Source organism: Peptoniphilus vaginalis, assembly GCF_900176605.1.
GTDB classification, from domain to species: domain Bacteria; phylum Bacillota; class Clostridia; order Tissierellales; family Peptoniphilaceae; genus Peptoniphilus_A; species Peptoniphilus_A vaginalis.
Genome location: NZ_FXLP01000005.1, coordinates 287,173 through 306,219, shown reverse-complemented (window position 1 = coordinate 306,219; position 19,047 = coordinate 287,173). Strand labels below are relative to the sequence as shown.

The window sequence follows — 19,047 nt, the reverse complement described above, 5'->3', positions numbered from 1 at the left end:
GAAATCAGTCACAGAGATTAATACTCCCCCTCCCCACGGAAAACTATCCTCCAAATCTATCTCCACTCTTTGCATGAATCTTTGAATGACAAGATTTACAAAGACTCATAAGATTGTCTTCGTCATTAGTTCCACCACGAGAAAGAGGAAGTATGTGATGTACTTCCTCTACCTTTGTCATTCTATTTTCTTTTAAACACATCTCACAAAGCGGGTGCTCTGCTACATATCTTTTTCTAATAACTCTCCATGCTTTTCCATAACGCTTATGAGTTCTAGGATCTCTTTTATATTTTTCATAGTTTCTGTTGTATTCTTTCTCATGTTTCTTGCAGAATCGTCCATCAACTAATTCAGGACAACCTGGATGTGAACATGGTCTCTTAGGTTTTCTCGGCACTTTATCACTCCATAAAGAAAGCCCTGAAGATTAAATCTCCAAGGCTCTTTTAATTATTCTTTTGCTATTTTAATAATACTACAACTCCATAGTGACATTCTATGACATTTCATGACAGGATTTGATTAGCTTTGAAGTTTCTTTTAACCCCAGATTGTGAAGTCTATGAATATGTCTAATATCATAATTCATATCAACTGCTATCTTCTCCCAAGTCTCAAAGCAAAGATATCTTTTTTCAAGAATGACTTGAAGTTCCTTGTTTTGAATTTGTTTAATTGTTCCAACCATCTCTGCTTTCAAATCTACAAGTTTATCTATATCCCTATTAATCTCTTCTTGAAGATCTACAATCTTAACAATAGTATCTTCAAGTTTAGATGTTCCTCTACTAGGACTCTTGGGCATATCTGATAAGGTCGATGTAGCTTTTGTAGCTAAGGCATTTAAACTTTCAACTTGCTCTAGCTTACTGTTAATTCTCTTGTCTAAATAAAAAGCTTGTTTTAAATATTCTTTTGCATTCATTTCTTACCTCCATAAGTATTGAGGTAAGTTCTCTATAGAACCTCTACTCATTTTAGATTTGCTTTTACTGCATCAATAAGTGCAGCTTGTGTTTTATTCTTATTTTCTAATGCTTTCATAACATCTTCATCAATAGTTCCTTTTGCTAAGATATGATGAATCACAACTGTTTCTTTCTGTCCTTGTCTATAAAGTCTGGCATTGGTTTGTTCATAAAGTTCTAAGGACCAAGTAAGAGAAAACCAAATAAGTGTTGAACCTCCCGCTTGTAGGTTAAGTCCATGACCAGCAGATGCTGGATGGATAATGGCAACTGGAATCTTACCTTGATTCCATTCTTTAAAGTCCTCACTTGTCTTAAGTTCTCTTACATCAAACTTATCTTTTATTCTTTTCAAATCTGACTTGTACCAATAAGCTATTAATACTGGTTTACCATTTGCGCCTTCTATTAAATCTTCCAAGGCATCAAGCTTTCTATCATGAATATGAATCATATTTTTATCTTCATCATAAACAGAACCTGACGCCATTTGAAGTAACTTATTAGAAAGTGCAGCAGCATTAACTGCATCTATATCTTTATCCTTAATATTAACAACCAAGTCTTTTTTTAAGGTCTCGTAGATATCTCTTTCTTTATCTGATAGATTTACAAAAACTTCATTGTTTATCTTCTTTGGCATTTTTAGATAGTCTTCAGCTTTCATAGAAACTGTGATATCTGATATCTTTTCATAGATTGCATCTTCAGCAAAAGGAAGTGGCTTATAGGAATAAATGATTGGTCCGTTTCTCTTATCTGGTTTGAAGTAGATTTCCCTGTACTGACCAATAAATCTTCCAAGTCTCTCTCCCATATCAAGGAGCCTAAACTCAGCCCACAAATCCATTAGGCCGTTAGATGATGGAGTTCCAGTAAGACCAACTATTCTTTTTACCTTTGGTCTAACTTTCATCAAAGCTTTAAACCTCTTTGACCTATGAGATTTAAAGGATGATAGTTCATCAATTACGATCATGTCGTAGTTAAAGGGTATTTCACTCTTATTTATTAGCCAGTCTACATTTTCTCTATTGATTAGATAAATATCTGCTTGTTCTTCTAATGCTTTTATTCTTTCTTTTTCACTTCCTATTGCTACTGAATATTCTAAGATATCAAGGTGAGACCATTTTTCTATTTCTTCCTTCCAAGTGTCCCTGGCAACTCTTAGTGGTGCTATGATTAAAACTTTAGAAATTTCAAAAGAATCAAAGAGTAAATCTTTTATAGCTGATAAGCTTATAACCGTCTTGCCGAGACCCATGTCCAGTAGAAGTGCAGATTCCTTATTTTCTTTTATAAATTCAGTAGCATAATTTTGATATTTATGTGGAGTATATTCCAATTAGTCACCTCCGATTCTCTTCATTATTTCATCAATGTTTTCTTTTGAATCAAGAACATAAACCTTAAAACCTAAATCTTTAAATTGCCTTATTCTCTTTTTCTGAATTGGTCTTGGTTCTCCTCCAGGTCTTTTTGTTTCAACAAATCCGATTTTACCTTTAGGTAGAAGTATTATCCTATCTGGTATTCCCGTCATTGATGGAGATGTAAATTTAAGACAAAGACCTTCATGGAGTTTCACTTTATCTACCAATGCTTTTTCTATTTCATTTTCTAACATATAAACCTCTATTTTTAGACATTGTGCAAGTCGTGAAACTCTATTATATAACCTTTATATATAACTAAAATTTAATTTACTTACTATATAATAGTTATATATATGACATTCACGACCTGCACTTCTTGTATTTTTACACAAAATCTGACTTTAATTTAAGTCCATTAATCACAATTCCTTGATTAGTTTTTCTCCTCATAAATCCATTGGATGAAAGAGCAGAATAAAAATCTGTTGTAGACCTTACATAATCTCCAGTTCTTAAACAATAGGCTCTATATTCTTGATAGACTTCTCCAGACTTTTCTTCATAGGATGAATCAATCTCACAACACTCATTTAAGAAATGCTTGAACCAGTTATTTGATTCCTTATATTCATTGATGGCATCTGCTACTTTTTTAGGTAGGCTGAATTTAAAATCTTCATCAATAGCCTTTTTAGCACCCTCGATTAACCACTTGAGAACTGCTCCCCCAGCCTTATCTACTAAATAATCAGTGTAGTTTTTAATATCACTACTGCCCTCTATCTTTGCCTCAAATGGAATTACAATGAGTCTTCTCCAGGTTCCTTCATCTAAGGCACCCACCTTTGGTAGGTGGTTAGTATATAGGACAAGGGTATGAGAAGGTATGAACTTAAACGGATCTCGATATTTTTTCTCTGCTACAATTTCATCCGTAGAACAAAGCTGTTTTACGTTTGAAGTATTTAACCTTAATCCTTCTTGAAGTTCAGCTGCAATTAAAAGCCTTTTGCCTCTTGTTTCAGCAAGTTCTGGTTTAGCATTTCGCTTAGAATTAACTGTAAGAATATCTGCAGAGATTGACCCACTGTAAAGATTTAGAACTCTTGAGATAGTATTCCAAAATGTGGACTTGCCATTTCTTCCATCACCATAAGCTATAATGAGAGCCTCAATATAGACCTTTCCTATTAGAGAAATACCTGCTACTTTCTGAACATATTCTATAAGCTCACTATCATTTACAAAAAATGTATCCAAGGCACCAAGCCATATATCCATATTTTCATCACTTGGATCTACAGATGTTTCTTTGGTTATATAGTCTTCTGCTTTATGGTCTCTACAATCTCCAGTTTTTAAGTCAACTGTAAAAGAGGGAGTATTTAGCAAGAACTCATCCGTATCAAGTTCTCTTTGATCTATTTCAAGCATTGGTTTTGATTCTTTTAAAGTTGCATGGATTGCTCTGGTATCACCTCGTTTTACAGCATATTTCTTATATGCCTCAAGCGAAGTTAATTTATAATATATAGTTTTTTGATTCTTATCAAAAACCTCCATAGCCTTTTTCTCGCTCATTGAGGATATGATATCTCTAACTCCCGATTTCTTAATGTCCTCATCCATTTTCAAAAGTTCATTGTCTATTTCCTCTATCTGTTTTAAAACTAAGTCTTGAGAATATCCTTGTGCCTTTAGTTCAGATTCCTCCCAGTAGGAGTCGTTGTAAACAAGAAAACCTGTAGAAGGAGAAAATCGAATTCTGTCTTGATATTCTCTTACAAAAACTTCTGCTTGACCTATGTCTGAAAATTCTGACGGTCTTAAATTTATACCTTCAGTGTATTCTTCAGGTGGAACATAATCTTCACTTGCAGCTATTTTTTTATAGAATTTGCAAGCAGACCTCCATATTTGTTCTAGTTCATCATCTGGAAGTGGTGGTGAGCAAAGACTAGCTTTTTTATCGAATAATTCTCTTGCCTCATCTGTATTTCCATATCGAATTAGAATCCTACCAGCAAAATGGTTCATAGTTGAATTTCTAGAGCCTTGCTGAATTAAGTCTTGAGAGTTATCAAAATTTTCAAAGTCATCTTTTAAAATATCAGTTACATATTTCCTTCCCCTAACTATTTCAACAGCAGGATTCTTAACTCCAAAGAAAAACCTCGCCCCATCTAAGGCATTGCCATCAAAGAAAGTATAGGTCTCCGCTAACCTTTCTTTGATTCCTACATATTCAGCTAAATTTGTAATCTTAGGAATTGGGAAATATATGTGCATCCTTGGTCTTGCAGCTTTTCCATTTTTTTCTTTTCTATGGTTTCTGCTATAAACTATGGCAAATTTAACTCCGTCAAATATTCTCTTTAAATCATTAGCTGAAATCCAATCATCTGGATTTTCTGAATGGTCGTTGTCTATATCCATGGGAACACATTCTGACTCTATAAAATTATCATTGGACCTGTAGGAATTTTTATACTTAGCCATTACATGGTCAAAACTCGCAGCTTTCTCAAATGACCTAACATCTACTGCATTAACCTCATTTGGATAAACACAGTTTGACTCCACTCCTATTAAATTTGAGGTGTATATTTTCAATTAGGCTACCTCCTTAATATATCGAATCTCCATTTTCCTATTCTCAGCAATCTTTATTTCTTCAGCCATTCCAGCACTTATATAATCACCAAAGACCCACACTTCTTCACATTTTCCAAGAAGGACATAATTAAAATGCATGGCAAGTCTTCTCTCACTTTCATCACTCATAAACTGAGGAAATAAAAGATGTGGTGCTATGGGAATATTTCCTTTATCCAAAGCATAGCGAGAGTACTTCTGTGCCTTGATGACATTATTTTCAACATCTCCAGAAAATGGACTGCAGATATATACCAATGGATAGTATCTTTTCTCTGTATTTTTAATTGCTTGATAAGGAGTGGGGTCCTTGCACCCACTCCTGTTGTATAATTCTTTATTCATAAATATCCCTCATTGTTTCACTGCAAGTATTACAGCAAACTTGAGTAGAAAATAGATCTCCTTCTTCCAATTCTTCAACTAAATCTACTCGAACTTCTTTTCCGCACTTTGGACAGGTGCAAAAGACATTCTCATAATTTATTTCAATACTTATTTCCATAGAATCATTGATTCTTTCTTTCACATAAAACATTTTGTACCTCCAATTTTTGCTTGTACCATTCAAGGTGTTTCTTTCTGTCTTGATAATTAGGAAATGCTACTAATAAACCAATATCTACCTTTTGCAAGGTTTCAATCATCTCTATTTGTGATTGATTCAGATATGGTCTTATACTTTTTCCTTTTGGTATATCATTTTCTAATCTAAATTCTTTTGCACTCTTACCTAAAACGATACGATTCAGCATGTTACACTCATTACTAAAGTGATAAGCTTTTGGATTGTCATGAAGCAATCTTATATTCTCGGTTAAAAGAGGGAATTCATTTCTAGCTGATACTAGAGTCTTTATGAATTCTTCCATCTCGTTAAATTTCTTAATATAGAGCTCTTTAAATTTCATGGCTTTTTTGCCCGTGTAACCCATAGCTAAAATAGTAAATCCATCTCTAGTTAATAAATAACATGGTAGATTTCTTCCAGTTACATCCTTATAACTGCTGAGCTCAAAATTGAGTTCAATAAATTCTTCACTGAGCCCAGATTTGGGTTGAGTGATTGTTTGTATATCTCTTATAACATTAGAGTGCCTCTTTTCAAAAAACTCTGCTACAAATCTACTGTCCACCCTTGCAACATCATTGTGATCTGCAAATATTCCATAATCGTTCTTTGGTATTAATTCCTTCATTGAATTACCTCCTGTGAATTTTTAAGAGGTTTCCCTCCTAAATCACAGGCAAAGAAATAGAGGGGATTTTTAACCCCCTCTTTAATCTTTTTTATAAAATTCACTTTCAAATCCATCTGCATCTAAGATAAGTCCAGGTGCCCAACTAGGAACTATGGACATGATTTCATTTATTTCTTCGATACTAGATGAATCACTTTCTATTACAACTTCATCATGAATATGCATGACGATATTAAATCCTTTTTTCTCAAGTCTCATCATAGCCTCTGCTAAAATATCTCTTGCGATGGCTTGAACTATATTTTCTACAAATTTTCCACCATAGGATTCAATCTTGTCCCACTTATTTCCAACTACGATTCCTTCATAGACTATTGATTCTCCACCGAATCGATTCATCCCGATTTTTGCTTTTGGATAAGAAAGTCTTCTTTTTGAAGGAAGTTCTATAAAAAGAATGCCTTTTTCATAGCTAATAACTAGGTTCTTGTATTCTTCTTTACTTCTAGTCTTTACAACTCTTTTTACGACAGAATCTATATCCCACCACAAGCTTACGATGTTAGGATTCGCCTCTCGCCAGGAATCGACTATTGATTGAAGTTCATCTTCAGATAAACCCATCTCAATACCACCCATTGCTTTAAGGGCACCTAAGGCCCCTTGATAACCACAGGCTAAAGTCGCTATTTTTCCTTTTTGCCTGAGATGTCCATTTACCCCATGTTTTTCAACTGGCACTCCAAACATCCTCGATGCTGTTCTACAATAAATATCTTCTCCATTTTCAAAGGCTTCCAATACCCATTGTTCTTCTGCAAGCCAAGCAAGGACACGGGCCTCGATTGCTGAAAAGTCAGAAATAATAAACCTGGTGCCTTCTTTTGCTATAAAGGCTGTCCTTATTAGTTGGGATAAAATATCAGAAGGAGATTCATAGAGAATTTCCATAGTTTCATAATCTCTATTTTTTACAAGACTCCTAGCTAAGTCTAAATCTTTTAGATTGTTTCTCCTTAAGTTTTGAACTTGAATAAGCCTGCCCGAATATCTTCCAGTTCTATTTGCTCCATAGAATTGGATCAGACCTCTTGCTCGATTATCTTTTCCTTTTACATTTTTCATAGCATCATATTTTCTAACTGAAGACTTAGATAATTCCTGTCTAAGTTCCAGTACTTCTTTAATATCTCCTTCAGCATTTTTAAGAGCAGACTCTACATCTTTTTTAGCTAAGGAATCTATCTCTAAGCCTTTTCTATTAAGCCATTCTTTAAGCTGTAAGGGAGAATTTGGATTTTCAAGACCAGTTAATTCTATGGCTCTATCCATGTTTTCATCTCGTAATATCTCATCAAATTTAATAGCTGAATCAACTAAAACTTCATCAATTAAGATTCCTCTGTCATTGATGTTTTGGTCTACCCAGTAGTTTTCCCATTCTGATTGAGGCATAGGAAAGGCTGATAGTTTTTTCTTTATCTCCATTTCTGTTTCCACATCTCTTTTGTTATATTCCTTAAAAGTAGACCACTTTTCTAAGTCGTGATGTGGTAGATTTCTTGTCCTCATACCATTGGTTTTAGTTGGTTTACAAGGAATAGAAAAATATCTTATGAGAGCCTTGCCTTCATTCATCTTTTGCTTATCAAGTCTTAAAACCTCTCCTACTTTTTCAAGCGATAGAGGTAGACCAAGATAGGCTGACCAAATCATAGTGCAGTACCAACCTTGAGGTTTTAGTCTCTTACCTAAAAACCTAGATAGACACACCCTTTCAAAATTTGCATTAAAGGCCCACTTTTCTATGTTTTCATCACTAAGGGCTGACAATATTTCTTCAGGAATAATCTCTCCACTTGCCAAATCCATGACCTTAACTTCTTCATCATTAATAGAATAGGCAAAGAGGAGGATTTCAAAATCCTCACTCTCGGCATATTTGTATACACCACTTTTGCCTAAATCAACTGAAGAATAGGTCTCAAGATCTATGGACAATTTCTTCATAGCTATCACTAAGCTTTGTTAATTCTGCTAAATTATTTTTTCTATCTTCTTTTATTTGTTTTTCTATTTTTCTGATATCTCTATCTAGTTCTTTTAACTGAGCTTGTAAAAATCCAAGCTTATACCATAAAAAGGACCAAATAGCTAAAACTATCGCTGTAATTAAATAATCCATTTCTTCCTCCTATGCTAAGAAATCTTCGTCATCATCGTCCATGGCATCAAAGTCATCTGCTGCATTAGACCTATTTCCTAGAGGCTGACCATCTCTCAGTTTTTGAATATTTCCGAGGCCAACCGCTACGCCCTTATTACCATTTACATTGTAGGCATAAAAATTTAGTGATACCCTCGCATATACTCCTGAGTAAACTTCACTTCTTTCAAGAATTGGTTCTACATTTCTATCCACAATTTGAGGTGCTGTCATAGAGTTAGCATTTAAGAAGTATGCGTCAGCATAAGCCTCATCATCTTTTTCTGTGTCTCCATCTCTTAATGGAAGTTTGATAGCTTTCTTATTAGGTTTTTTTCCATTGAATTTAGAAAGTCCTTCATCAATGGCAGCATCTACTGCCTTTTCAATCTTCTCAATTGTCTTTTGGTCGCTCTTTGGGATAATGACAGATACTGAGTACCTTTCTTTACCACCATTGATTGACTTTGGTTCCCAAACATTCGCATAGCTTAATCTAACTTCACCAGTAATTACTTTTGTTTTATTTTGCATAATTAAATCCTCCAAATTCTTCTTTAACATTGTCAATTTTTACTTCTTCTCGCTTGTCATCAATACTTACTAAGGTCAACTTTCCTTTTGGTTTTTCTAATAAGTCGCTGATATTTTCATCAAAGACTTTCTTACCTAGTAACTTAGTCATAGCTGTGATGCCAAGTAACTTTTCTTCAAAGGGATTAAATCCCAGTTCTTTTACTTTGTTAATAACTTCATCTTCATCTCGGTATTTTCTATTAGATCTACCTTCGACAAGTTTTAGATCCTTCCATCTATGACCCTTCATTGCTCTTTCTAAAGCGTAAGCCTTGATATCTTTGACCCATTGTTCCAGTTCGTCTAGTCTTGGTAAAATCTCTTCAATTTCATCGTCAGATAGTTCTGGTGGTAGAGTAAATTCATCTTGTGCTAGTTTCAGATTCTCTTCTGCTCTTTTCCTGCATCTGTTCTTTGCTTTGCAAAAGATGCACCATTCTCCACATGAGAATTCTCCTTCTCCTTTGTAAGCTTTCTCTGCAATCTCTCGTACAGATTCTCCCCACTTATAAAGTTCTATCTTATTGATTTCATAAGTTGATATGTTACATCTTCTTGGTTGATATATGTGAAGAACTACTTTCTCGATATCATAAATTCCATCAAAGAGAGTCAATGCACCAAGTCCGTATAACATGAGTTGTGAATTATCTTTAGCATCTACTAAAACTCCCTGACCATACTTTAGATCTATTACATGAAGTTCTTTTCCTCCAACAACTACACAGTCAGCTGTACCAAATGACTCTTTAACATAGTCTGATAGGTCAAGTCTTTCTTCCACGAATACGGCTGTGCTTTCATACCTACTTATAACTTCCGTTACATATGAGGCATATCCTTCGGTTAGGTCATCCATTTCCTCATCATAAAAATCCAAATCATCAGAAGGATCTTTTACATTAAAGCCTAATATCTTTTTTAGCTTGTATTCTGCTAAGGCATGAGCTGATGTGCCTTCAAGTGCATAAGGACTAACCTCATCTGCATATTTTTGAGAAAGCCTAACGCTTGGAGGGCAGTGAATCCAACGTGAACTACTTGAGGCAGACAATATTGCGTGATCACCCATTAGAGTTTCTCCACATCTGCTACCAAGTCTTTATAGTTGCCTGGATCAATCTCAGATAGCTTTTTAGCCCCATACTTTTCTAATAGTTCTCTTATCTTAGCTGTATGGCCTAATCTTGATTTGTCGGCTAGTATCTTTCTAACATCTTCAATCTCATAAATCTTTTCTTCTTGTTTTACCTTTTCTTCTTTAGGTAGTTCCTCATCACTTTCTAGTGCTGTGAGAAGGACACCTATACTAGATGCAAGATTCTCTGCATCTTCTTTGATTTCCATTAGTAGCTTTATTCTTGACACTTTTTTCTCCTTTCTCGATTTCTCTAACATCCACTGAATCAACTGTCATCCCAGGGTCTAATAGATAAATCTGTCTGTAATCTCCAAACAAAAATTTTATTAATCTGTTTGGAATTTTCCCGACTGCACCTTTAAGGACATTTGTTTTTTGTCCTTTCTCATTTGTTACATTGATGATTATTTTATGCCTCATGTTTGCCTCCTTTCTGAAAGGGTCATCTCCCTTACAAATCACAGGCAAAGAAAAAGGACGAGTTTTTAACCTCGTCCTAAAATATTTAAAAATTATTTTTGATTGTTTCTTTTGCCTTATCCAAATGTTTCTTAACCGCAGCTGAAGATATGTTCATTAAATCTGCAATTTCTGACTGCTTGTATCCATCCACAAACATCAACTTGATTACTAATCGCTGTTTATCCGTTAATAAAGAAAGTATATTTTCCATATGCTCCGACCATTCAAATTCTTCATTCATGTCTTTGGATTTAATAGTTGCTATTAATCTTTTATCTGGATCAATATCCCCATCGTTATCGAAATCAAGAGATAAGTTATAGTTCCTTGGGAATCTTTCCTCCACTTCTCCTTTTAACAAATCCTCATTAGGTTCATATCCATTACTCTTTTTAAAGTCGCTTATAAATTCTTGTTTCCACGCATCTATTTCAGCTTTCTCTTCTTTAGTTCGTTCAGGTCTTAGATTCTTGTTGTTATAGTAAACTTCACTGTCGTCTAAAGCATGTAGTTTTTTGATGTCCACTTCTGTTATCCCATCTTTTCCTGGTTTTAGTTCCACTTTTGTTTCATCTGCAAACCTATAAACATACGTGGTTCTTTCGTCCGATCTAGTCTTTCTAATTTTCAAAATATTCCTCGCTTTCTTGCCCGATAGCAAGGAGCGAGAAATACAAATTTTACCTACAGTTTATGGAGCATAGTTGTCTTTCACCTAAAAAAGGCTATAAGAAACTAGAGGTACTCCATATACTTCTTTCAAAATTGATTGAAATTAGTTTATATGTGTATCTCACGCCCTTATAGCTAATCAGGCTTGATATAATTTGTAATAAAAAAAGCCTAATTCATCCGTTAAGATAAATTAGGCCGTCTTGCAGCTCTTAAAAATTTATGCTGATTTTTTGTAACTCTTTATGTCGTACTCTGTTTTATCTATTCTTTTAACTAAGGTGATACATCCACCTCTAGCTAGTTCAATACTTTGTCCGACTTCAAGTCTAACTTTAATTTCTTGTTTTTTATAGATATTTTGTAATATCCCAGTTTCTGCTTCAATTTTACAAATAAGTTTATTATTTGCATCTTTTACTTCTTGAATTTCTTTAATAGGCATCTTCCTTTCTTTATATTTTAGCTTGTGATAAAATAACTTCTTTCTTGTTGTTGATTTAATGGAACGCTCAACTTAAAAAAATATAGAAGTTATCTCGTTCCATCTATTCAACATAAATTATACCACAAGTGTTGATTGCGTGCAACACTTGTGGTATAATTTTATTACAAGGAGGAAGTTTTATGAAAGATACTTTGGGAAAGGTTATATCCAATAGACGTGAAGAACTAGGAATATCTCAGCGTGAATTGGCAAAAAAAGTAAAAATTAGTAATTCTACAGTTTCAAGAATTGAAAACGACGATAAAATAACTCCAGATAATAACACTCTTAAGGCTATATCTGAAGTTCTACAAGTCGACTATAACTATCTGCTTGCCTTAAATAAGCAAATAGATGATGAACCAGAAATTCGTATTATTCAAAGAGCAGCAAGAAACATGGATCAAGGAAAAAAAGAAGAGATGTTAAAGGTATTAAAGAAGCATTTTGAAGAAGAATTCGGCGATGCAAATGGAGATATGTAATAGTGAGGTATGCTCCAGATTATAAGATTTCCCTAGAGAAATCATATGAATTGTTGGAAGATGCCGAAATCTCTGAAATTCCTATTGATTTAGATAAAATTATTGATTGCTTTAGCAATGAAATCAGTGTAAAAACTTACTCTGAATATATGAATTATGCTAACTGTTCTTTACAAGATGTGATTGATTTTTTCGATAGCGATTTAGGTGCCTGTAGTTATAGGCACGATACAAATAAGTATATTATTTATTATAATGACGTAGATAAAACTGATAACTGGATTAGATTTACCATAGCTCATGAACTAGGACATATTTTTATTGGTCATCACCAAATGTATGGTGTTGATGTTCTATCCAGAAAAGGTGTTGGTAAACACAAATACGAAGAACTTGAAAAAGAAGCAAATAATTTTGCTAGGAATCTATTATCACCTGCACCTCTTGCTGAACAAGTTGTTATGTTTGAAAAAAAGAAAAATCCTAGCACACTATCTGATTTATTTAGCATAACTGTCCCAGCTGCTGAGGTTAGATTACAATATATTTCAAGAGACTTAAGAGATTTTTCTAATTCTATGCTTTCTTTCTTTAAAAACACATTTAATCCTCTCAGTATATATTGCCCTGAATGTGGTGTTGAACACGAAAAAGGAACAGACTATTGTGCTAATTGTGGTTCTAAATCTTTAGCTTTTGGATTTAAATATAAGCGTTTATCTGATAGTAACAATTCTATTAAGTATAGTACTTGTATTATATGTGGTCATAACAACTTTAATCGTCATGCAAAATTTTGTCCTATATGTGGGGTTCCTATATATAACTCTTGTTCTGATAACAAGGATCATGATGTTAAATTAACTGATTATTACTGCTCAACATGTGGAAGTCCCACTACAATGAAAGATTATATTAAAGAGATTACAGAAAAAAGAGGTGAAAGAGATATGCTTTATGAAGATGGTGTAGAATTTGATGAATCAACAATGAAAGTAAAAATTTGTCCTAAATGTGGAAACGAAGAATTTAGTGATGATGCATTATTTTGCAAAATATGTGGAACGAACTTATATAATGATTGTGAAGGAATTCATACTCAGAATTTTAATGGCTTTGATGATATTGGTGAAATACATCATAACCCAAGTAATGCCAGATACTGCGAAACTTGTGGGGCTAAAACAAGATTTTTTATAGATGGAATCTTATGCGACCACAGTGAATACAATAAAGATTTTACTGATGATTCTAATTCAGGATTTGATTTTCCAAGTGATGATCAGATTCCTTTCTAACTAAAAGAACTAGCCTATTTATTTTTGGCTAGCTCTTTTTTTAATATATTTTATATATCTATTCTGTTCACTCTCCCTATAAATATCTATCCTGTCTACACACCCCTACGATTTTTACTATTAATATGTTCCCACAAGGTATTTTTCAAATAGAAAAATGGCTTTTAGGATTTCTTCTAAAACCCCAAAAGCCATTGATTTCAACAGTCTTATAACCTCTTATATTATTTTCTTGACATCAATACTACACTCTCAACATGTGCAGTATTTGGAAAGAGATTTACTAGTGAAATTTTTTCTACACTATACACTTCTTTTAAAGACTTTAAATCTCTTGCTTGGGTTGCTGGGTTGCAGGAGATATAGACTAGTCTTTCAACGGGATTTTCTTTTAAAAAGTTTACTAGTTTTTCATCTAGTCCTTTTCTTGGTGGATCTACTATAATTTTATTTGGTGCAATTTTTTCTTCTTCCCAAAGTTTATCTATAGTTTCTTCTGCTGGTCCATGCACAAATCTTGCCTTAATATTATTTTTCTCTGCATTTTCTCTTGCATCATCTACTGCACTTTCAACAATTTCTATTCCTATGACTTCAGGACCAGACTTTGCCACTGAAAGGGATATGGATCCAACTCCACAGTAGAGGTCGTAAATCTTATCATCCTCTTTAGGTTCAAGATAGTCTATTGCCTTCTTGTATAATTTTTCCGTTGCAGGTCCATTGATTTGAAAGAAGGACTCTGGAGAAATTTTATAATTTATGCCAAGTAGTCTTTCCTCTATTGTGTCGTCCCCATAAATTTTTTCAAACTCTCGTGAGTAGTGAGTCTTATCTTCCTTGTTATAATTTAAGTAAATTGACTTTACTCCTGCATCTATGAGGTTGGACAAGATATCTTTTATCTCTAGTCTTCCCTTCTTGCTCACAAGTATTAAGAGAATATCTCCCTTGTAATTAGTCCTAATTCCTATTCTCTTTAGGTCCTTTAGTTTTTTATAGTCCCACATTATTTTTATAACTTGATTAGCTGAATCTTTTTGCATAATGCAGGTCTTTATAGGAACAATTTCTTTAGAATTTTTGGCAAAAAGTCCAATCTTTCCATCCTTAACTTGGAACTGCATATTGTTTCTATAATGTGTTTTATCTGGAGAGTCAATAACTTCTTCTACTTCTAGGTCAAGGCCAGCAAGTTTATTTAAATTTTTATTTACATCTGCTTCCTTCCATTTTAATTCCTTATCATCAGAATAATTTAGAAAGTCACAGCCACCACAATCTTTAAAATAAGGACAGGGGGATTCCACTCTGTCCTTAGATTTTTTTATTATTTTTAAAATTTCTCCTTTGGCGAAGTTTTTCTTTTTCTTAGTAATTATATACTCTACTTCATCACCAATGACGCCCCCATTTAAAAATACTGGGCTTCTATTGAGCTTGGTTATGCCAAGACCCTTGAAGTCAAAGTCTATAATTTCTCCCCTAAATTTATTTTCTACCATATCTTAACTCTATTTTTGTATCGTAAATGTTTATCTTCCTATTCTTGTAAAGATTGCCTACTGCTCTTTTGTAGGCTTTTTTACTTAGACCTGTTACGTCTTTAATTACTTCTGGATCTGACTTGTCTCCTAATTCTAGAACTCCATTGTTATCTTCAAGTATTTCTAAAATTAAGTCTGCATCAGCATCAATTTGCTTGTAGGCTTTTTCTCTTAAAGTTAAGGTTATAAAACCTGTTTGAAGAATTCTTTGAACTCTTGCCTCTACTTCTTCTCCAACCTTATAGATTCCCTTGATTTCTTCTATAGGAATCATACCGTCGTATTTGTTATCAATAGCGACAAAGGCACCTGGTCTACCAATGCTATAGATAGTTCCCTTTACAATGTCATTGACCTTAAAGTTCCCTTCTGTGCTTAGCTTGTCCTTTATATTCATTGTAAGTGCAAGCCTATCGCTCTTGTCGTGGTAAAGATAAAGCAGGTATTCATCGCCAACTGTTAATCTTCCAAAGGATTCTTTAAAGGGTAAGAAGATATCCTTGCCAATTCCATTATCTACGAAATAACCAACCTTTGCCTTGTCAACAACCTTTAACTTTTTTAATTCTCCCACTTGAGCATAGGGTCTTTTCAAAGTTGCTTCAAAGTCTTCGTGGATGTTATAGACAAAAGCTTCCACTTCTTGTCCTACTTTTAAATCGTCTCCTTCTCCTTTTGCAAGATAAACTCTTTCTCCATCTTGGTCTTTAAGACTTACTTTTCCATCTTTTTTAGATGCAACTGTTAATTTTTGTATTTTTCCTAATTCCATGCCTTCTCCTCTATTATCTCTCTTCCAATCTTCGTCATACTTTCATACAAATCATCTATTATGCCGTAATCTATATCCTTTAAAACATCTATCCCATAATAAATAAAGGCTGGATGTTTTAATAAGTTCAAAAATATTTCATAAGCCCTTGCCACTTCTCTGAGATTGTAATACTTAGCCATGAGCATACCAAACTTCACGCACTCTTCATTCCTCGAATCTCTCATAAGTAAAATTGAAAGGCCAATTAATTTACTTTCATCAAATTCTATTTTTTGAAGTAAGAATGTCAAAAAATTTCTCTCTGCTTCAAGAGCCTTTTTATCCTTAAAAAATTCTTCAAACTCTTCAATTGCCTTATTATCTCTTAAATAATAATCATCTAGAGCCTTGTTCAATTCTCTTGTCTTGATGTGATTTATTTTTTCCTCTCCCTTTATGATGCTAAGTTCATAAGATCCATTAGATAGGTTTATATCTTTTATCTCAGAGAGCTTTTCTAAATCAAAATTATTTTCTAGAAGAACTTTATAAATTGACTTATTCTTTTTAAATATATTAAATAGTCCCATAAACTTATTTTATCACAAATGCTTCCATAATATTTATTAAATGAAAAATACTTGTCAATACGCTCACGCTGATTAATATAAAAAAATTATTTTATAAACTAACTTAAAATTTCAAAAAAATAAGAGCCAAAGCTCTTATTAAAAATTTTTTTAAGATTTCTTCTTGTCTTTAGACTTTTTGGAATCCTTACTATCCTTAGACTTCTTTGACTCCTTACTGTCCTTAGACTTCTTGCTAGTCTTACTACTCTTGCTATTATTATCTTCATCATCATCTCTATCATTAGAAGAAGTCCCTGTACCAACTACTAGGACCTTACTCTTTGGAATATAGTAAGATTTTGAAATTTCTTTCTTTTCTACTACCTCTCCGTTTTTTACAACTTCCTTGTATGTCTTGTAGGAGTAACCATTTTTCCCACTTTCCTTTACCACAGTTTCGCCTTCTGGTAGGGAGTCAGAATATGTTGTCTCTACATCAGGACTTACTACTCCAAGTCTTTCTGGGATTATGTTTATTTTGTAATCTCTGTCAGTGGAATTTCCCAAAACTTTAAAATCAAGTTTTTGCCCGTCAGCTTGAGCCAAGATAATAATAGGATTACTTGTATTGTTTTTAAATTTTAAGTCCTTATATCCCCTTGCCACTGCAGCGTCTGTTCCAAGATCAACATAGTTAATTGGTCTAGAGTGATTGTGCCTTTCAACAATTTCTAAGTCAGATAGGATAAGTGAATTGTACAAGGTTGTTGAAACTTGACAAATTCCTCCACCAATTCCCTTTTCATATTCTCCTCCAACAATAACTGTTGCATTTTTGAAGCCATTAGCTTCACTTATTTCACCCACAATATCATTAAAGGAAATTTCATCTCCTGGTTTTAACTTCATATTGTTGAATTTTTCCGAAGCAAGCTTAATATTTTCTTTCCTATTCTTAATGGAAGAGGAATAATCTGTGCTAAAGTCACCTAGAACTTTATCGATTCCTTGAAAATAATCTGAATGTATTTTTGGTTCTGTATCATAAACAGGAAGATCAATCTTTTCTTTATGCAAGATGTCTGTTTTTAAAAGTCCCTTTGCTTCGTTTAAGTCAAGATATCTACCCTTCTCTGATTTTGCTATGCTTATGGTTCCATCTTCATTAAAAATTGGATGGGCATCAAGAGGAATCTTGTGAACTTCTTTAGCTAAATTATCCAGTACAGCATCCTTATTTGTTTCATCAAAGCTTGACTCTGCTATAATATTTTTCTTAAAGATTAAACTAGAAACAATATCAAAATAATTGCCAATAATTCCTTTACTTCTTCCATGATTATAAGCCTGGTTTACTGCATCTTCTAAATTTAATGAGTAACCAAAGTCCCTTAAGGCAATGGGAAGATCTCTATCCCCATAATGGAAATTTATATTTTTACTCTTAATCTTTTCTTCAGTAATTTTCGATACCTTTTTTAGGGCTTCATCCTTAGATAGGTTGGATACATCAACATCTTCAACTTTTATTCCCCTATAAATTCCTGTATTTAGTGATTCACTTGTAAAGTAAATTACTGAGACAAAAAACAGCATTAAAAAAATTGCTAGACCTATTAGCGCTTTATTATTTATATTAAAAAACTTATTTCTTAAATTCTTCATTTAAGTCATGTCTCCCCATAATATCTACAAAAATCCTTTATAGTGCAAAAGTCACATTTAGGACTTCTAGCAGTGCAACATCTTCTTCCATGGAAAATAAATAAGTGATGGGCCTTAGTCCACCTCTTTCTATCAATTTTATTTTCTAAGGCTTTCTCTGTCTTTTCTACATTATTTTCACTAACAAAGCCAATTCTATTCGAAACCCTAAAGACATGAGTATCAACAGCTATAGCAGGGACTCCAAAACAAGTTGATGCTACAACGTTGGCTGTCTTCTTTCCTACTCCAGGAAGCTTCATTAATTCTTTAATAGTTTCAGGTACTTTGCCATTAAATTCTTCCAGTATTACATTAGAAGTTGCCTTTATGTTCTTGGCCTTGTTTCTGTAAAGACCACATTCTTTTACAAGTCCCTCCAAAGTCTTTATATCCATCTCGGCAAAGTCTTCCGGCTTATTGTATTTTTTAAACATCTCTCCAGTCACCTTATTAACTCTCACATCAGTGCATTGAGCTGATAGGATAGTTGCCACTAAAAGCTCAAAGGGGTTCCTGTGTTCAAGTTCACACTTTGCATCTGGATAAGTCTCTTCTAAGACGTCAAGGCACTTGTCGGCCTCTTCGTGGCTTAAAATTCCCTTCATCTTTATTCCCCTTAATTTTATAATAATTCCCTTTTAATACTTATAATTTCGATTTCACTATAGGAGTCAAAAAAGTTTATTACTTTATCCATAGTTTCTTCAACAACCTTCTGCTCATTAGAGATAGTTGAGAAGGCAATAATAGATTTTTGCCATTTATCATTGTCTCCCACTTCAGCAATTGATATATTAAATCTGTTTTTTGATTTTTCAATAATACTTTTAACTACAGACCTCTTGGACTTAAGAGAGTTTGCATTAAAAATAAAAATTTCGCAAGTACAAATTCCTATTATCATATTAAATATTATAACATGAATATGAAAAT

At 33.5% G+C, this 19,047-nt stretch carries 24 protein-coding genes; 2 read left to right on the top strand and 22 right to left on the bottom strand.

Translation table 11 applies throughout. The features are described 5' to 3' along the window. Nucleotides 1-43: 43 nt before the first annotated feature. From CAN42_RS06255 to CAN42_RS06180, 16 genes are all read right to left on the bottom strand, one after another. Complete coding sequence (locus CAN42_RS06255) at nt 44-400, bottom strand: HNH endonuclease (RefSeq protein ID WP_085875976.1); 357 nt, start codon at nt 398-400, stop codon at nt 44-46. A gap of 99 nt (nt 401-499) precedes the next feature. Further along, complete coding sequence (locus tag CAN42_RS06250; RefSeq protein ID WP_049690764.1) at nt 500-928, bottom strand: hypothetical protein; 429 nt, start codon at nt 926-928, stop codon at nt 500-502. Between the two features lie 47 nt (nt 929-975). After that, nucleotides 976-2,319 (bottom strand): DEAD/DEAH box helicase, encoded by a 1,344-nt coding sequence (locus tag CAN42_RS06245; protein ID WP_085875975.1) that lies wholly within the window; start codon nt 2,317-2,319, stop codon nt 976-978. Then, complete coding sequence (locus CAN42_RS06240; RefSeq protein WP_085875974.1) at nt 2,320-2,601, bottom strand: VRR-NUC domain-containing protein; 282 nt, start codon at nt 2,599-2,601, stop codon at nt 2,320-2,322. A 133-nt stretch (nt 2,602-2,734) separates the two neighbouring features. Next, complete coding sequence (locus CAN42_RS06235) at nt 2,735-4,963, bottom strand: phage/plasmid primase, P4 family (RefSeq protein ID WP_085875973.1); 2,229 nt, start codon at nt 4,961-4,963, stop codon at nt 2,735-2,737. After that, nucleotides 4,964-5,350, bottom strand: coding sequence for a DUF7768 domain-containing protein (locus CAN42_RS06230; RefSeq protein ID WP_085875972.1), 387 nt, complete (start codon nt 5,348-5,350; stop codon nt 4,964-4,966). It abuts the gene before it with no gap. Beyond that, nucleotides 5,343-5,543: a hypothetical protein gene (locus CAN42_RS06225; RefSeq protein WP_085875971.1), complete on the bottom strand. Its 201-nt coding sequence runs from the start codon at nt 5,541-5,543 to the stop codon at nt 5,343-5,345. Before CAN42_RS06225 ends, CAN42_RS06230 begins: the two co-directional genes overlap by 8 nt. Then, on the bottom strand, nt 5,515-6,204 hold the full coding sequence (locus CAN42_RS06220) for a Rha family transcriptional regulator (protein WP_085875970.1): 690 nt from the start codon (nt 6,202-6,204) through the stop codon (nt 5,515-5,517). Before CAN42_RS06220 ends, CAN42_RS06225 begins: the two co-directional genes overlap by 29 nt. Nucleotides 6,205-6,285: 81 nt before the next feature. Beyond that, nucleotides 6,286-8,217, bottom strand: a complete 1,932-nt coding sequence (locus CAN42_RS06215) for a DNA polymerase (protein WP_085875969.1) — start codon at nt 8,215-8,217, stop codon at nt 6,286-6,288. Continuing rightward, nucleotides 8,192-8,392 carry a hypothetical protein gene (locus CAN42_RS06210; protein ID WP_002834902.1) on the bottom strand — a complete coding sequence of 67 codons (201 nt, stop codon included), beginning with the start codon at nt 8,390-8,392 and terminating at the stop codon, nt 8,192-8,194. The genes CAN42_RS06215 and CAN42_RS06210 overlap by 26 nt, the downstream gene beginning before the upstream one ends. Before the next feature lie 9 nt (nt 8,393-8,401). Next, nucleotides 8,402-8,947, bottom strand: coding sequence for a DUF2815 family protein (locus tag CAN42_RS06205; RefSeq protein ID WP_085875968.1), 546 nt, complete (start codon nt 8,945-8,947; stop codon nt 8,402-8,404). After that, on the bottom strand, nt 8,937-10,061 hold the full coding sequence (locus CAN42_RS06200) for a DUF2800 domain-containing protein (RefSeq protein ID WP_085875967.1): 1,125 nt from the start codon (nt 10,059-10,061) through the stop codon (nt 8,937-8,939). The genes CAN42_RS06205 and CAN42_RS06200 overlap by 11 nt, the downstream gene beginning before the upstream one ends. Beyond that, on the bottom strand, nt 10,061-10,357 hold the full coding sequence (locus CAN42_RS06195; RefSeq protein WP_085875966.1) for a hypothetical protein: 297 nt from the start codon (nt 10,355-10,357) through the stop codon (nt 10,061-10,063). The genes CAN42_RS06200 and CAN42_RS06195 overlap by 1 nt, the downstream gene beginning before the upstream one ends. Continuing rightward, entirely contained in the window at nt 10,299-10,550 is a 252-nt protein-coding gene (locus CAN42_RS06190; protein ID WP_049690754.1) for a hypothetical protein, read from the bottom strand. The genes CAN42_RS06195 and CAN42_RS06190 overlap by 59 nt, the downstream gene beginning before the upstream one ends. Nucleotides 10,551-10,635: 85 nt before the next feature. After that, entirely contained in the window at nt 10,636-11,223 is a 588-nt protein-coding gene (locus CAN42_RS06185; protein WP_085875965.1) for an RNA polymerase sigma factor, read from the bottom strand. 261 nt (nt 11,224-11,484) lie between these two features. Beyond that, complete coding sequence (locus CAN42_RS06180) at nt 11,485-11,709, bottom strand: hypothetical protein (protein WP_019117877.1); 225 nt, start codon at nt 11,707-11,709, stop codon at nt 11,485-11,487. A 182-nt stretch (nt 11,710-11,891) separates the two neighbouring features. Between CAN42_RS06180 and CAN42_RS06175 the strand changes: the two genes are divergently transcribed. Together CAN42_RS06175 and CAN42_RS06170 are read left to right on the top strand one after the other, a co-directional pair. Then, complete coding sequence (locus tag CAN42_RS06175; RefSeq protein WP_019117878.1) at nt 11,892-12,236, top strand: helix-turn-helix domain-containing protein; 345 nt, start codon at nt 11,892-11,894, stop codon at nt 12,234-12,236. Nucleotides 12,237-12,238: 2 nt separating this feature from the next. After that, complete coding sequence (locus tag CAN42_RS06170; protein WP_085875964.1) at nt 12,239-13,534, top strand: ImmA/IrrE family metallo-endopeptidase; 1,296 nt, start codon at nt 12,239-12,241, stop codon at nt 13,532-13,534. A gap of 224 nt (nt 13,535-13,758) precedes the next feature. On the opposite strand, the gene rlmD is transcribed toward CAN42_RS06170, so the two are convergent. From rlmD to CAN42_RS06140, 6 genes are all read right to left on the bottom strand, one after another. After that, nucleotides 13,759-15,039, bottom strand: a complete 1,281-nt coding sequence (gene rlmD / locus CAN42_RS06165; protein WP_085875963.1) for a 23S rRNA (uracil(1939)-C(5))-methyltransferase RlmD — start codon at nt 15,037-15,039, stop codon at nt 13,759-13,761. Beyond that, nucleotides 15,026-15,853 carry a CvfB family protein gene (locus CAN42_RS06160; RefSeq protein WP_085875962.1) on the bottom strand — a complete coding sequence of 276 codons (828 nt, stop codon included), beginning with the start codon at nt 15,851-15,853 and terminating at the stop codon, nt 15,026-15,028. The genes rlmD and CAN42_RS06160 overlap by 14 nt, the downstream gene beginning before the upstream one ends. Continuing rightward, the gene (locus CAN42_RS06155; protein ID WP_085875961.1) at nt 15,844-16,425 is read right to left on the bottom strand and encodes a hypothetical protein; all 582 of its coding nucleotides are present in this window, start codon (nt 16,423-16,425) and stop codon (nt 15,844-15,846) included. Before CAN42_RS06155 ends, CAN42_RS06160 begins: the two co-directional genes overlap by 10 nt. Before the next feature lie 150 nt (nt 16,426-16,575). Beyond that, nucleotides 16,576-18,072 carry a VanW family protein gene (locus CAN42_RS06150; RefSeq protein WP_085875960.1) on the bottom strand — a complete coding sequence of 499 codons (1,497 nt, stop codon included), beginning with the start codon at nt 18,070-18,072 and terminating at the stop codon, nt 16,576-16,578. A 5-nt stretch (nt 18,073-18,077) separates the two neighbouring features. Further along, nucleotides 18,078-18,719, bottom strand: coding sequence for an endonuclease III (gene nth / locus CAN42_RS06145; protein ID WP_085875959.1), 642 nt, complete (start codon nt 18,717-18,719; stop codon nt 18,078-18,080). Between the two features lie 17 nt (nt 18,720-18,736). Then, nucleotides 18,737-19,018: a DUF503 domain-containing protein gene (locus CAN42_RS06140; protein WP_062571166.1), complete on the bottom strand. Its 282-nt coding sequence runs from the start codon at nt 19,016-19,018 to the stop codon at nt 18,737-18,739. Between the last annotated feature and the right edge of the window lie 29 nt (nt 19,019-19,047).

Bases quoted from the DNA above. Each gene is read 5' to 3' on its own strand.
- CAN42_RS06180 (WP_019117877.1), bottom strand. From the start codon at position 11,709: ATGCCTATTAAAGAAATTCAAGAAGTAAAAGATGCAAATAATAAACTT.
- CAN42_RS06215 (WP_085875969.1), bottom strand. From the start codon at position 8,217: ATGAAGAAATTGTCCATAGATCTTGAGACCTATTCTTCAGTTGATTTA.
- CAN42_RS06160 (WP_085875962.1), bottom strand. From the start codon at position 15,853: ATGGAATTAGGAAAAATACAAAAATTAACAGTTGCATCTAAAAAAGAT.
- CAN42_RS06175 (WP_019117878.1), top strand. From the start codon at position 11,892: ATGAAAGATACTTTGGGAAAGGTTATATCCAATAGACGTGAAGAACTA.
- rlmD (WP_085875963.1), bottom strand. From the start codon at position 15,039: ATGGTAGAAAATAAATTTAGGGGAGAAATTATAGACTTTGACTTCAAG.
- CAN42_RS06225 (WP_085875971.1), bottom strand. From the start codon at position 5,543: ATGTTTTATGTGAAAGAAAGAATCAATGATTCTATGGAAATAAGTATT.
- CAN42_RS06150 (WP_085875960.1), bottom strand. From the start codon at position 18,072: ATGAAGAATTTAAGAAATAAGTTTTTTAATATAAATAATAAAGCGCTA.
- CAN42_RS06250 (WP_049690764.1), bottom strand. From the start codon at position 928: ATGAATGCAAAAGAATATTTAAAACAAGCTTTTTATTTAGACAAGAGA.
- CAN42_RS06240 (WP_085875974.1), bottom strand. From the start codon at position 2,601: ATGTTAGAAAATGAAATAGAAAAAGCATTGGTAGATAAAGTGAAACTC.
- CAN42_RS06200 (WP_085875967.1), bottom strand. From the start codon at position 10,061: ATGGGTGATCACGCAATATTGTCTGCCTCAAGTAGTTCACGTTGGATT.
- nth (WP_085875959.1), bottom strand. From the start codon at position 18,719: ATGAAGGGAATTTTAAGCCACGAAGAGGCCGACAAGTGCCTTGACGTC.
- CAN42_RS06155 (WP_085875961.1), bottom strand. From the start codon at position 16,425: ATGGGACTATTTAATATATTTAAAAAGAATAAGTCAATTTATAAAGTT.
- CAN42_RS06205 (WP_085875968.1), bottom strand. From the start codon at position 8,947: ATGCAAAATAAAACAAAAGTAATTACTGGTGAAGTTAGATTAAGCTAT.
- CAN42_RS06210 (WP_002834902.1), bottom strand. From the start codon at position 8,392: ATGGATTATTTAATTACAGCGATAGTTTTAGCTATTTGGTCCTTTTTA.
- CAN42_RS06190 (WP_049690754.1), bottom strand. From the start codon at position 10,550: ATGAGGCATAAAATAATCATCAATGTAACAAATGAGAAAGGACAAAAA.
- CAN42_RS06140 (WP_062571166.1), bottom strand. From the start codon at position 19,018: ATGATAATAGGAATTTGTACTTGCGAAATTTTTATTTTTAATGCAAAC.
- CAN42_RS06230 (WP_085875972.1), bottom strand. From the start codon at position 5,350: ATGAATAAAGAATTATACAACAGGAGTGGGTGCAAGGACCCCACTCCT.
- CAN42_RS06220 (WP_085875970.1), bottom strand. From the start codon at position 6,204: ATGAAGGAATTAATACCAAAGAACGATTATGGAATATTTGCAGATCAC.